The 13,590-nt window shown below is 72.7% G+C and carries 10 protein-coding genes; 9 read left to right on the forward strand and 1 reads right to left on the reverse strand.

Features of this window, described 5'->3' with window-relative positions; translation table 11 throughout:
• Nucleotides 1–228: 228 nt before the first annotated feature.
• Nucleotides 229–1,401, forward strand: a complete 1,173-nt coding sequence (locus OG500_RS08570) for an alpha/beta hydrolase (RefSeq protein ID WP_327065828.1) — start codon at nt 229–231, stop codon at nt 1,399–1,401.
• An 85-nt stretch (nt 1,402–1,486) separates the two neighbouring features.
• On the opposite strand, the gene OG500_RS08575 is transcribed toward OG500_RS08570, so the two are convergent.
• Nucleotides 1,487–3,079 (reverse strand): PucR family transcriptional regulator, encoded by a 1,593-nt coding sequence (locus OG500_RS08575; protein WP_327065829.1) that lies wholly within the window; start codon nt 3,077–3,079, stop codon nt 1,487–1,489.
• A gap of 526 nt (nt 3,080–3,605) precedes the next feature.
• Between OG500_RS08575 and OG500_RS08580 the strand changes: the two genes are divergently transcribed.
• The 8 genes from OG500_RS08580 to OG500_RS08615 all read left to right on the forward strand — a co-directional run bounded on the left by OG500_RS08580 (nt 3,606) and on the right by OG500_RS08615 (nt 13,576).
• The gene (locus OG500_RS08580; RefSeq protein WP_327065830.1) at nt 3,606–4,493 is read left to right on the forward strand and encodes an FAD binding domain-containing protein; all 888 of its coding nucleotides are present in this window, start codon (nt 3,606–3,608) and stop codon (nt 4,491–4,493) included.
• Nucleotides 4,490–4,978: a (2Fe-2S)-binding protein gene (locus tag OG500_RS08585; protein ID WP_327065831.1), complete on the forward strand. Its 489-nt coding sequence runs from the start codon at nt 4,490–4,492 to the stop codon at nt 4,976–4,978. The genes OG500_RS08580 and OG500_RS08585 overlap by 4 nt, the downstream gene beginning before the upstream one ends.
• A complete protein-coding gene (gene pucD / locus OG500_RS08590; RefSeq protein WP_329578296.1) occupies nt 4,975–7,335 on the forward strand; it encodes a xanthine dehydrogenase subunit D in 2,361 nt (786 codons plus the stop codon). The genes OG500_RS08585 and pucD overlap by 4 nt, the downstream gene beginning before the upstream one ends.
• A 258-nt stretch (nt 7,336–7,593) precedes the next feature.
• A complete protein-coding gene (locus OG500_RS08595; protein WP_329578300.1) occupies nt 7,594–9,072 on the forward strand; it encodes an NCS2 family permease in 1,479 nt (492 codons plus the stop codon).
• A 124-nt stretch (nt 9,073–9,196) separates the two neighbouring features.
• Nucleotides 9,197–10,390, forward strand: a complete 1,194-nt coding sequence (locus OG500_RS08600; RefSeq protein WP_329578303.1) for an XdhC family protein — start codon at nt 9,197–9,199, stop codon at nt 10,388–10,390.
• 258 nt (nt 10,391–10,648) lie between these two features.
• Nucleotides 10,649–11,281: an RNA polymerase sigma factor gene (locus OG500_RS08605; protein WP_329587457.1), complete on the forward strand. Its 633-nt coding sequence runs from the start codon at nt 10,649–10,651 to the stop codon at nt 11,279–11,281.
• Complete coding sequence (locus tag OG500_RS08610) at nt 11,278–12,393, forward strand: hypothetical protein (RefSeq protein ID WP_329578307.1); 1,116 nt, start codon at nt 11,278–11,280, stop codon at nt 12,391–12,393. Before OG500_RS08605 ends, OG500_RS08610 begins: the two co-directional genes overlap by 4 nt.
• A 562-nt stretch (nt 12,394–12,955) precedes the next feature.
• Nucleotides 12,956–13,576: a pyridoxamine 5'-phosphate oxidase family protein gene (locus OG500_RS08615; protein WP_329578310.1), complete on the forward strand. Its 621-nt coding sequence runs from the start codon at nt 12,956–12,958 to the stop codon at nt 13,574–13,576.
• Nucleotides 13,577–13,590 lie beyond the last annotated feature (14 nt).

Genomic DNA, 13,590 nt, shown 5'->3' on the forward strand with positions numbered 1-13,590 from the left:
GGTGAGACGCGGGTCCGGGCCACGCTCAGGCAGATGTCAGACTAGGAGGCCGGAACACGGCGAACGCCCAGCTGCACGTGATCTTCCTCTCAGGTTCCGGTCAGCTACGCACGAAACCGGGCACACGTTCACGCCGTCGTTCTTGTATACGTCCACCCCCGCACGTCGTTAGGCACCGGGCATCCCCAGGTCCGGGTGGCCGCAGTAATTCGGATACGAGAGTCATTGATGCAACTGACAGGCCAGCCCTTCCTGATCCTCACGATCATCCTGGTACCGGTGTCACTCCTGGTGACCCTGGTGCTCTGGGGGCGGGTCGGGGGTCCCAAGCCGGTCCAGTTCCTGGCCCGCTTGGTGATGCTGCTGTTCTGCCAGGTGACGGCGGTGGCCATGATCTTCGTGATGGTCAACAACGCCAACATGATCTACGGCAGCTGGGACGACCTGCTGGGTGACGGCGGCCACATCAGTTCGGTGCCCAACGTGCCGACGGCCGCGGTGGCCGGGGCGAACGGCGCGGGCGCGAACGGGCAGCCCGGCCAGCCCGGCAACGACGCCGCCAAGCCCGCCCGCGCCAAGGTGATCCAGCAGTTCAAGCCGGTGGACGACCCGCTGGTGCCCAAGGACGTGCAGACCACCGACCTGAAGGGCACGGTCTCCGGGGTCGACGGCGAGGTCAACGTCTGGCTGCCGCCGCAGTACAACGACCCGGCGTACAAGAACACCAACTTCCCGGTGGTCGAGCTGTTCCCGGGCTTCCCCGGGTCCTCGAAGACCTGGTTCGGCTCGCTGAAGGTCTCCGAGCAGCTGGCGCCGCTGATGAAGTCCGGCCAGGTCACCCCGTTCATCCTGATCTCGCCGCGCACCCAGCTGATCAGCACCACGGTCGACACCGGCTGCGCCAACGTCCCGGGCAAGGTCAACGCCGACACCTGGCTCTCCACCGACGTGCCGCAGATGATCCTGGACAACTTCCGGGCCGACCCCTCGCCGAACGGCTGGGCGGTGGGCGGCTTCTCCGCCGGGGCGGCCTGCGCCGACCGGATGGCGCTGCTGCACCCCGACCGCTACCGCGCCGCGGTCAGCCTCTCGGGCTACAACGAGCCGAGCAGCCTGTCCTCCTCGCTCACCGCGAAGGACCCGCACCTGAACGAGATCTCCAACCCGCTCTACATCCTCAAGCACGCCGCGACCCCGCCGAACGTCGCGCTCTACCAGAGCGGCGACAAGGGCGACGGCTACGAGGACGGGCAGGCGCTGGCCGCCGCCGCCAAGCCGCCGACGACGGTGAAGGTGCTGCTGACCACCGGTCCGCACACGCCCTCGCTGTGGCGCCCGATGGTGCCGGACGTCTTCAAGTGGCTGACCACGATCATCCCGGCGCCCAAGCCCGCCTCCTGACGAGCTGACGAGCTGACGGCACCGAACGCTCAGGCCCCGGACCGAATGGTCCGGGGCCTGAGGCGACTGTGCAGCCGACAGCCGGTCAGGCCAGCTCCAGGGCCAGGTAGAAGTCCACCCGGTCCTCCAGCCGGGACAGGTCACGCCCCGTCAGCTCCTCGATCCGCCCGATCCGGTAGCGCAGTGTGTTCACGTGCACGTGCAGCTGGGCGGCGCAGCGGGTCCAGGAGCCGTCCGAGCGCAGGAAGGCCTCCAGGGTGCGCACCAGGTCGGCCTGGTGCTCGATGTCGTAGGCGATCACCTTGTCCAGCAGCCGGCTGCGGAAGGCGCGGCGCACCTCGTCGGGCACCGCGGCCAGCAGCAGCACGTGCGAGGCGAGCTCCTCGGGGCCGGCCACGCAGACCCGGCCGACCCGGGCGGCGGCGATCCGGCGCGCGTGCCGGGCCTCCTCCAGCGCGCCGCGCAGGCCGCCGGCCTCCAGCGCGGGGGCCGAGACGCCGAGGGTGATCCGGCCGGCCGAGCCGAGTCCGGCCTCCAGCGGGCCGAGCAGCTCGCGCAGCGCGTCGGCGGGCACCGCGGCCGCCGGCGCGGGCAGCACCACCACCGCGCCGGTGCCGGCGCCGGCCACCAGCGCGCGGTCCGAGGTGCCGGTCAGCGCCTCCTCCAGGATCGAGCGCACCGCCCCCTCGGGCAGGCCGGTCCCCTCGGCGCTGAGCACCAGCCAGGAGCCCTCCGGCGCCACCGGCTCCGGCTCGGCGCCCTCGTAGCGGGCGGCCATCGCCGAGGAGGCGTACAGGGCGCGGCTGATCTCGCCCGGATCGGCGTCGCGCTGCAGCAGCGTCAGCACCTCGTCGGCGATCCGGCGGCGCAGCCGGCGGCCCTCGTCGCGGCGGTCGCGCTCGGCGGCGACCAGGCGGGCCAGGTTCTCGGCCAGCTGCTGGCGCTTGGTGGTCCACTCGGTGACGTCGCCGGCGATCGCGAGCACCCAGTCCGACAGGGCCGTGCCCTCCTCGGGGCGGGAGGTGGCGGGCAGCAGCGAGTAGGCGCCGGAGGCCAGCCGGGCCCGGTGCGGGGGGCGGCGGCGCTGGCGCTGGGCGGCCAGGTGGGCGCGGACCAGCTGGTCGCGGTCCTCGGCGCTCAGGTGCTCGACCGGGCCGGCGATCACCCGCCCGGTGGGGGTGAGCACCCAGCAGTCCAGGTCCAGGTCCCCGCCGAGCAGGTCGAGCACCGCGTCCAGCCCGCCGCCGCCGGCCGCCGAGACGAGCATCCGGTGCCGGTCCACCAGGGCGGCCAGGTCGGCGGCGCGGTCGGCGGAGACCTGGCGGCCGATGAACTCGGTCAGGGTGGAGAAGGCGATGTCGTCGGGGACGGCCAGCAGCGGCATCCGGTGCCGGCGGCAGGCCTCGATCAGGTCCTCGGGGACCGGCCCGACCTCGGCCTCGCCGGCCGCCAGCGCCACCGCCCCGCCGGCCGCCAGCGTGCGCACGAAGCGCTCGGAGTCCTCGGGCGCGGTGCGCCAGAGCATGCCGGTGAGCACCAGTTCACCGCCGTGCAGGTAGCGGCCCGGGTCGTGCAGGTCCGTGGTCATGACACCGCTGACCTGACGGTCGAGCTCCTCCTCGGCGGCGAGCAGCCGCAGCCTCGGGGCGCCGGGGGCGAGCAGGTCACGGACACGCATCCGCAGACTCCTTCGTCTGAACTGGGGGCGGGTTACTGGGTGGTAGCCGGTCAGGGGTCGCGATGGCAGGGGGTCGGGCGAACGGCGACGGTGACCGTCCGCGCGGGTCGGGGGGTCACCATATGCCCGAATCCCGGGCCTTCGGCGATATGTCTCAGCACTGTGCGGGGTCACGGGGTGTCGCCGGGCCGTCACGGCCGGATCACGGCCGGACGGGGCGGTTGGCAAACCGCTCAGCAGCGCATTCGTCGTCCTTAGAGGAACGTACAGGATGCCGGGCGGCCCCGGCGCGCGGGCTTCATGCCATCGGTGACTGCCTGCGGGCCCCGGGTCGGCGGTTCACTGGCCACACGCCGCCGGACACACCCCGGTGACCAGGACAGGACGCCCCGGCAACGCCGGGGTGACCGCTTCCGCTCTTCGGAGGTTGGGGGGACCGTACGGCCGCGTCGCAGGGCGCGGCCGTACGGTCCCCGGGGCACAGTGCCCAAAGGTTCGATCGGCGACGACTTGAGGAGACACCCGCATGGAGTTCCTGCGGCCCGCAAGCTGGGACGAGGCGCTCGCGGCGAAGGCTGAGCACCCGACCGCGCTGCCCATCTCGGGCGGCACGGATGTGATGGTCGAGATGAACTTCGACGTCCACCGGCCATCCGCGCTGCTCGACCTGAACCGCGTCACCGAGCTGACCGAGTGGTCGATCACCGACGGCGTGGTCAGGCTCGGGGCCGCCGTGACGTACGCCCGGATCATCGCCGAGCTGGCCGGCCCGCTGCCGGGCCTGGCGCTGGCCTCGCACACCGTCGGCTCGCCGCAGATCCGCAACCGCGGCGGCGTCGGCGGGAACCTGGGCGGTGCCTCCCCCGCCGGCGACGCGCACCCCGCGCTGCTGGCCGCCGGCCGCGACGTCTTCGTGGAGGCCGCCTCGGTGCGCGGCACCCGGCTGATCCCGATCGACGAGTTCTACCTCGGGGTCAAGCGCAACAGCCTGGAGAAGGACGAGCTGATCCGCGCCGTGCACATCCCGGTGGCGGACGGCCCGCAGCAGTTCTCGAAGATCGGCACCCGCAACGCGATGGTGATCGCGGTCTGCGCCTTCGGTTTCGCGCTGCACCCCAAGAACCGCACCGTCGGCACCGGCATCGGCTCGGCCGCCCCCACGCCGCGCCGCGCGGTGGAGGCGGAGGAGTACCTGCAGGGCGTGCTGACCGAGCGCGGCCTGTGGGAGTCGGGCGAGCTGCTGGGCGCCGAGGTGACCCAGCGGTTCGGCGAGCTGGTCAAGGCCGCCGCCTCCCCGATCGACGACGTCCGCGGCACCGCCGACTACCGCCGGCACTCGCTGGCCGTGATGGCGCGGCGCACCCTCACGTGGACCTGGAACGACTACAGCAAGCAGATCAGGAGCGCGGCATGAGGGTGACTTTCACCGCCAACGGCAAGCCGGTCGAGGCGGACGACGTGTGGGAGGGCGAGAGCCTGCTCTACGTGCTGCGCGAGCGGGTCGGCCTGCCGGGTTCGAAGAACGCCTGCGAGCAGGGCGAGTGCGGCTCGTGCACGGTCTACCTGGACGGCACGCCGGTCTGCTCCTGTCTGGTGGCGGCCGGCCAGGTGCAGGACCGCGAGGTGCGCACGGTCGAGGGCCTGAGCGAGGAGAACGGCGAACTGGGCCTGGTCCAGCAGGCGTTCATCGACGCCGGGGCCGTGCAGTGCGGCTTCTGCACCCCGGGTCTGCTGGTGCAGACCGACGCGCTGCTCGACCGCGCCCCGCAGCCCAGCGACACCGACATCCGCGAGGCGCTGAGCGGCAACCTGTGCCGCTGCACCGGCTACGAGAAGATCATGGACGCGGTGCGGCTCGCCTCCGCCCGCAAGTGCCAGAAGGTGGGGACGGCCGAATGACCACACGGACGATCCGGGGGCAGAAGAACCTCCAGGACATCACCACCGGCTCCCCGCACGGCATCGGCGGCTCCCCGCTGCGGCCGGACGGCACGCTGAAGGTCAAGGGCGAGTTCGCCTACTCCTCGGACATGTGGCACGAGGACATGCTCTGGGGCATGGCGCTGCGCTCGCCGCACCCGCGCGCCACCATCCTCTCGGTGGACATCTCCGAGGCGCTGAAGACCCCGGGCGTCTACGCGGTGCTGACCCACGAGGACATCCCGGGCTCCAAGTACTACGGCCTGGAGATCCAGGACCAGCCGGCGCTGGCGATCGACAAGGTCCGCTACCACGGCGAGGCGATCGCGCTGGTGGCCGCCGACCATCCGGAGACCGCCCGCCGCGCGGTGAAGAAGATCAAGGTCGAGTACGAGGTGCTCACCCCGATCACCACCGAGGAGCAGGCGCTCAACCCCGAGCTCAACGGCTACGTGCACGAGCCGCACGAGTACAAGTCGCACGCCTCCGGCAACATCTGCCACAGCCAGAAGCTGGTCCACGGCCAGGGCGTGACCGAGGAGGTCAAGGCGCTGGCGGACGTGGTGGTACGCGGCGAGTACGAGGTCGGCATGCAGGACCAGGCCTTCCTCGGCCCTGAGTCCGGCCTCGCGGTGCCCGCCGAGGACGGCGGCATCGACCTCTACGTCGCCACCCAGTGGCTGCACGTGGACCGCCAGCAGATGGCCCCGGTGCTCGGCCTGCCCGAGGAGAAGGTGCGCCTGACGCTGGCCGGCGTCGGCGGCGCCTTCGGCGGCCGCGAGGACCTGTCGATGCAGATCCACGCCTCGCTGCTGGCCCTGCGCACCGGCAAGCCGGTCAAGATCGTCTACTCCCGCGACGAGTCCTTCTTCGGCCACGTGCACCGCCACCCGGCGAAGATGACCTACGAGCACGGCGCCACCCGGGACGGCAAGCTGGTCTACGCGGACGTGCGCCTGGTGCTGGACGGCGGCGCCTACGCCTCCGCCTCGCCCGCCGTGGTCGGCAACGCGGCCTCGCTGGGCAACGGCCCGTACAACATCCCGAACGTGCGGATGGAGGCCATCGCCCTCTACACCAACAACCCGTCCTGCGGGGCGATGCGCGGCTTCGGCGCGGTGCAGGCCTGCTTCGGCTACGAGTCGCAGATGGACAGGCTCGCCGCCGAACTGGGCATGGACCCGGTGGAGCTGCGGCAGTTGAACGCGATGTCGGAGGGCGACTACATGCCCACCGGGCAGCAGATCGACTCCCCCGCGCCGGTGGCCGAACTGCTGCAGCGGGTCAAGGACATGCCGCTGCCGCCGCCGCTGGACCTGGCCAACCTGGACATCCGCGAGCTGCCCGGCGCGCTGTCGAACACCTCGCACGGCGAGGGCATCGTGCGCGGCATCGGCTACTCGGTGGGCATCAAGAACGTCGGCTTCTCCGAGGGCTTCGACGACTACTCCACCGCCCGGGTGCGCCTGGAGGTGATCGGCGGCGAGCCGGTGGCCATGGTGCACACCGCGATGGCCGAGGTCGGCCAGGGCGGGATCACCGTGCACGGCCAGATCGCCCGTACCGAGCTGGGCGTGGAGAAGGTCACCATCCACCCGGCCAACACCGAGGTCGGCTCGGCCGGTTCCACCTCTGCCTCGCGCCAGACCTACATGACCGGCGGCGCGGTCAAGCTCGCCGCCGAGGCGGTCAAGCAGGCGCTGATCGCCAAGGGCCGCAAGCGCTACGGCTGGACGCACCCCGACCTGGACCTGGTCGGCGGCAAGGTGGTCTCCGCCTCGCAGGGCGCGCTGGTCTCGATGGTCGACCTGCTCGGCGACGAGGCGATCGACCTGACCCGCGAGCACCACCACCGCCCCACCGTCCCGTTCGACAAGGAGACCGGGCAGGGCTTCGGCCACGTCCAGTACACCTTCTGCGCCAACCGCGCGGTGGTGGACGTGGACGTGGACCTGGGCCTGGTCAAGGTGGTCGAGCTGACGGCGGCCCAGGACGTCGGCAAGGCGCTCAACCCGCTCTCGGTGATCGGCCAGATCCAGGGCGGCTGCACCCAGGCGCTGGGCCTGGCGGTGATGGAGGAGATCATCGTGAAGGACGGCAAGGTGCGCAACGCCTCCTTCACCGACTACCTGATCCCCACCATCCTCGACGTGCCGCCGATCCCGGTGGACATGCTCGAACTGCCCGACCCCAACGCCCCGTACGGGCTGCGCGGAGTCGGCGAGGCGCCCACGGTCTCGGCCACCCCCTCGATCGTGGCCGCCATCCGGCAGGCCACCGGCATCGCCCTCAACCGGATCCCGGTCCGGCCCGAGCACCTCACCGGGACGCTCTGATCCCGGTGCCCGACCTCCCCGGGGCGGCGGACCGTCTTCCCCCGCCGCTCCGGGGCGCACCACCAGGAAGTACCCCGTGCACCACCATTCCGCTGCCTCTCCCACGCCGGGGCTCTGCAGCGGTGCGCACCACCCCACGCACCGCAGGCACCACAGAGTGCACCTCGTGAGTCGAACAGTCCCCCTCGGCGGTCGCCCCTACTGACCGTCCCAGGTCGGCTCGCCCACCCCAACCCCCTTTGAACCTTGGGAGTGGACATGTCCCGGATCCCCACGGAGCCAGACACCACCGAAAGAATCCCCGCCCAGGCCGGCACCCCCACCTCGGCCTCGGGCGGTTCGAACAACGCTCTGGACAGGTACTTCAAGATCTCCGCGCGCGGCTCGACCTTCGGCAACGAGATCCGCGGCGGCCTGACCACCTTCATGGCGATGGCCTACATCGTCCTGCTCAACCCGCTCATCCTGAGCGGCGCCGACGTCACCGGCGCCAAGCTCGGCCACGCCCAGCTCACCACCGCGACGGCGCTCGCCGCCGCCGTCACCACGATCCTGATGGGCGTGGTGGGCAACGTGCCGCTGGCGGTCGCCGCCGGCCTGTCGGTCTCCGGGGCGGTCTCCGCGCTGGTGGTACCGCACACCACCTGGGCCCAGGCCTTCGGCCTCTGCGTCATCTACGGCCTGCTGATCGTGCTGCTGGTGGTCTCCGGACTCCGCGAGAAGATCATGAACGGCATCCCGCTGCCGCTCAAGCACGCGATCACCATCGGGATCGGCCTGTTCGTCTCGCTGATCGGCCTGCACAAGGCCGGCTTCGTGCAGAGCGGCGGGCCCACCCTGGTCTCGCTCGGCCCCGAGGGCGAGCTGACCGGCTGGCCGGTGGTCTGCTTCGCCGTCACGCTGCTGATCATCTTCGTGCTGCTGGCCCGCAACGTGCGCGGCGCCATCCTGATCGGCATCGCCTCGGGCACCGTCTTCGCCTTCGTGGTCAACGCGGTCGGCCACGTCCCCGCCAAGGCCTGGGGCAGCGCGCCGCCGGTCTGGCCGGGCAGCCCGGTCGCCGCACCCGACTTCGGCCTGGTCGGCCACATCGACCTGTTCGGCGCCTTCGGCTCCAAGGGCATGGGCGCGATCAGCGCCTCGGTCGCGGTCTTCACCCTGGTGCTGGCAGGGTTCTTCGACGCGATGGCCACCATCATCGGGGTCGGCACCGAGGCCGGCCTGGCCGACAAGCAGGGCCGGATGCCCGGCCTGTCCAAGGCGCTGTTCATCGACGGCGCCGGCGGTGCGATCGGCGGCCTGTTCGGCGCCTCGGGCCAGACGGTCTTCGTCGAGTCGGCCACCGGTGTCGGTGAGGGCGCCCGGACCGGGCTGGCCTCCGCGGTCACCGGCGGTGTCTTCGCGCTGATGCTCTTCTTCTCCCCGCTGGCCGGCATCGTGCCGGTCGAGGTCGCCTCCGCCGCGCTGGTCGTGATCGGCTCGATGATGATGAGTCAGGCCCGGCACATCGACTGGGCCGACCGCGACGTGGCCATTCCGGCCTTCCTGACCTGCACGATGATGCCGTTCACCTACAGCATCACTGCGGGTGTCGCCTCCGGTGTGATCTCCTACACGGTGATCAAGGCCGGCAAGGGCAAGTGGCGCGAACCGGGTCCGCTGATGTGGATCCTGACCGCCGTCTTCGTCCTGTACTTCGCGCTCACACCGGTCAAGGAGTGGCTGGGGGTCCACTAGGCCGTGTCCGGCGTGGTGCGGGGGGAGCCGACCGGCCGCCCGCACCGCGCCGCCGTCACCTCCGCCACCACCCGCCCGCCGGACCACCGCCAGCCCCTCGACACCACCGATAGGAGCCACGGACATGCAGGACATCGCCGAGCAGTTGCAGGCCTGGCACGCCTCCGGGCGCTCCTTCGCGGTGGCCACCGTGGTCGGCGTCTCCGGCAGCGCGCCGCGCGACCCGGGCGCGGCGCTGGCCGTGGACGCGGACGGCGAGGCCCTCGGCAGCGTCTCCGGCGGCTGCGTGGAGGGCGCGGTCTACGAGCTGTGCCGGGAGGCGATCGCATCCGGGCAGCCGGTGCTCGAACGGTTCGGCTACAGCGACGAGGACGCCTTCGCCGTCGGGCTGACCTGCGGCGGGATCCTGGACGTCTTCGTCCAGCCGGTGGTGCCCGGGGCGGACGCCGGGCTGGACGCCGGCATCACCTACATCGCCTCCGGCACCCCGGTCGCACTGGTCCGGCTGATCGAGGGGCCCACCGCGCTGCTCGGCGCCACCGTCGCGGTGACCGCCGACAGCCACCACGGCACCCTCTCCCCCGGCGGGCCCGCGACCACCGCAGCGCTGGAGCGCTCGGTGGTCGCCGAGGCCCGCGCGCTGCTGGACGCCGGCAAGACGGCCAAGGTCACCCTGGCGCTGGACGGCCGCCCCTGTGACCCGACGGCCGCGAGCACCGTCACCTTCTTCGTCGAGTCCTACGTCCCCAAGCCGCGGATGCTGGTCTTCGGCGCGATCGACTTCGCCGCCGCCGTGGTGCGGATCGGCAAGTTCCTCGGCTACCGGGTGACCGTCTGCGACGCCCGCCCGGTCTTCGCGACCGCGCGGCGCTTCCCCGAGGCCGACGAGGTGGTGGTCGACTGGCCGCACCGCTACCTGGACGCCCAGCTCGCCGCACCCGGCGGCGCCGGCGGCCTGGACGGCCGCACGGTGCTGTGCGTGCTGACCCATGACGCCAAGTTCGACATCCCGCTGCTGGAGCGCGCGCTGCGGCTGCCGGTCGGGTTCGTCGGCGCGATGGGCTCGCGCCGGACTCACCTGGACCGCAACGCGAAGCTGCGCGAGGCGGGCCTGAGCGAGGCCGAGATCGCCCGGCTCCGCTCGCCGATCGGCCTGGACCTCGGGGCCAGGACGCCCGAGGAGACCGCCGTCGCGGTGGCCGCCGAGATCGTCGCCAGCCGGCGCGGCGGCGGCTGCCTGCCGCTGTCGGCCGGCTCGGGCCCGATCCACCACGACCTGGAGCGCGCCGACCCGGGCAAGCGCCGCAGGGCCGCCTGACACCCCGTCAATCCCCAGCAAGCTCACAGGAACGCCGCTTCCTGCGGCGCTGGCGCACACTGATCCCGTCCGGCACCTGCTGCCGGGCGGGATCGTGCGTGTTCCGACCCGCAGAGAGTGGATGATGGCTCGGTGCAAAACGCAGATCAGTTCGGGTACGCCGACGCCGTCGGTCCGCCACCGGCCCCACCGACCGCTCCCGCCGAGGGGCCCGACGGTGCGCAGGACCCCGGGCAGCCGGAGCGGCTCGGGCAGGCGGTGCGGGCCGCGCAGGCCGGCGACGAGGAGGCTTTCCGGGAGGTCTTCCGGACCGTGCAGCCGCCGCTGCTGCGCTACCTGCGGGTGCTGGTCGGCGGGGACGGCCCGTTCGCCCCGGACGCCGAGGACATCGCCTCCGAGACCTGGCTGCAGATCGCCCGGGACCTGCACACCTTCCACGGCGACGGCGACGGGTTCCGGGGCTGGGCCGCCACCATCGCGCGCCACCGGGCGCTGGACCACCTGCGGGCCCGGCGCCGGCGACCGACCGCCGAGCTGCCGGAGGAGTACCTGACCGAGCTGCCCGCGCGGGACGACACCGAGGGCAGCGCGCTGGCCACCGTCGGGACCCAGCAGGCGCTGGCGCTGATCGCCCGGCTGCCCAAGGACCAGGCCGAGGCGGTGCTGCTGCGGGTGGTGCTGCAGCTGGACGCGGAGAGCGCGGCCAAGGTCCTCGGCAAGCGGGCCGGCAGTGTGCGGATGGCCGCCCACCGGGGCCTGCGCAGGCTCGCCAAACTGCTGGAATCCCCGGGCGCCGTGCCCGTGCCACGCGGTCCGTCGAAACGGCTCGAAAAAAAATCCGCCGAAGGTGTGACACCAGCCGGAGCCTCGACGCTGAAGGACATGAGATGAGCACCAACCGATCCCGTCGGATCGACCGCGACGCCGCCGAGCACCTGCTGGGCGGCGCGGCGGACGCTTCGCCGGACGGTCCGGGCGCCCTCTTCGGACTGCTCGCCGCCGCGGCCGCTCCTGCGACCGCGGACGAACTGGCCGGGGAGGAAGCGGCGGTCGCCGCGTTCCGGGAGGCCGCTCGGCTCACGTCCCACCCGTCCACGTCCCGCTCGTCCGCATCCCTTCCGTCCACCTCCCGGAGGCGCCCGATGGCCGCTTGCGTACCGCAGGGGTTCCGCGTTCCCACGCGGTTCCTCGGTGCCAAGGCCGTGGTCGCGGCGTTCGCGGTGACGGCGATCGGCGGGGTCGCGGTGGCGGCCGGGACGGGGCACCTGCCCGCGGTGCTGGGCGGTTCCGGCCACTCGGCGCCCGTCGACAACGTGGCCGCCACCGGATCGGCCTCGCCCGCTCCGGCCGGCAGCCGCGGCGGCCAGGAGCAGTCCGCGCGGCCGGGCTCGGGACCGGGCTCCGCCGGCTCGACCTCCGCCGGCTCGACCTCCGTCGGGCCGGCCTCCAGCGGACCGGTGGCCGAACGGCCGCTGCCCGGCGGCTCGGCCGGGACACCGGGCGCGGCGTCGGCCGGGCCATCGGGTGGGGCTTCGGCCTCGCCGGGCGCCCCGGGCGGGGCCTCGGCAGGGGCCGGCGGCCAGGGCGACGGCGCGGCGAGCACCAGGCCCGGCAGCTCCGCTCCGCCCGGCAAGGCCGTCCCGGGCACCCCTGGCGGGTCGGGGCTCTCCGCCCTGTTGCAGCCGCTCTGCCGGCTGTGGCCGGGCGACGGCCAGCCGGGGACCAGCGACTCCCGGTTCGAGCCGCTGACGCGCGCGGCGGGCGGCTCGAACCGGGTACGGGCGTACTGCGCCGCGCTGCCGGGCTCCGGCCAGGGCGGCGGCCAGGCCCCGACCCCGGGCCAGGTCCAGCCGGGCGGCCGGGACACTCCCGGCGCCTCCCCCGTTCCCGTACCGCTGCCCGGCGCTCCCACGCCGGCGCGCACGCCGGGCGGCGGGGACAACCGCAGCCCCGCCCCGCCGGGGCAGGACAGCGGTGGCGACAACGGCCGCGGGAGGCAGTGAGCCGCAGCGAAGGATGCAGTACCCCCTCAGACTCCGGGACGGTGGTGGCTTCCCCGGGCACGCCACCTTCCCGGAACTCCGGCGGCCCTGACTGTGCATGAGCTCGGTCGCCGGCCTCGACGGGGTGACGGACTCCCCCGGGTCCGTCACCCCGCGGTACGAGTCTGGGCCCGGCAAGGTTGGGGTCGGCCGGGCCGGGCCCAGACTCTTCGTCGCAACTCCCCGGCATCTGCCGGTCCGCCGTGGCGCTCCCGCCCTGGATGAACGGCGAGGACCTGGCCGCCGGTCCCGGCCGCCTCGCGGCTCACCGATTCTGCACCGCCCCTGCACCGGCCGCCTGCCCCACGCGGCCCGCTGACCGGCGCAGTTCGGAATCTTCCCATGAGTCCGACACGGTCTCGGCACACTTCCGGGTGACCATTGGTCGCCCTACGTGTAGGGTGCGAGGGACGGTCGAACGCCGGTGCGTTTGACCGCAGTTGTGAAGTTCCGGGGGGAATGTTGTCATGCGCTTGACATAGACCGTTCATCCGACTTCCCTTCCTCACGACGCGGAGACCCGATGGCCAACCCCCTCCTCCACCGCCCCGGTTCGACCGGGGAGCACCTGCTGCAGGAGGCCTACGGCTCCACCGAGCGCGCCGATCGCTTCTACCGCGAACAGGTGCTGGACCACCTCAACCCGCGGATGCGGGAGTTCGTCGCCCGCCAGGAGATGGCCTTCGTCGCCACCTCCGACGCGAAGGGCGAGTGCGACGCCACCTTCCGGGCCGGGCCGCCCGGCTTCCTGCACGTGATCGACCCGCACACGCTGGCCTACCCCGAGTACCGGGGCAACGGCGTGATGGCGAGCCTGGGCAACATCAGCGAGAACGGCCATGTCGGCCTGCTGCTGGTGGACTTCGTCCACGACGTGATCGGCCTGCACATCAACGGGCGGGCCCGGGTGCTGACGGACGCCCAGTTGCGCCCGTACGTCCCCGGCCTGCCGCTGGAGACGATCCCGGGCCGGCGCGCCGAGCACTGGGTCCTGGTCGACATCGACGAGGCCTATCTGCACTGCGCCAAGCACATCCCGCGGTTCGTCCCCGCACCGCGCACCCGTTCCTGGGGCACCGACGACACCCGACGCAAGGGCGGCGACTTCTTCGGCGCCAAGGAAACCAGCCAACACGTCCTCTGACGGAGCGTCAACCA

Origin of the sequence: Kitasatospora sp. NBC_01250, assembly GCF_036226465.1 — a bacterium.
Lineage (GTDB): Bacteria > Actinomycetota > Actinomycetes > Streptomycetales > Streptomycetaceae > Kitasatospora.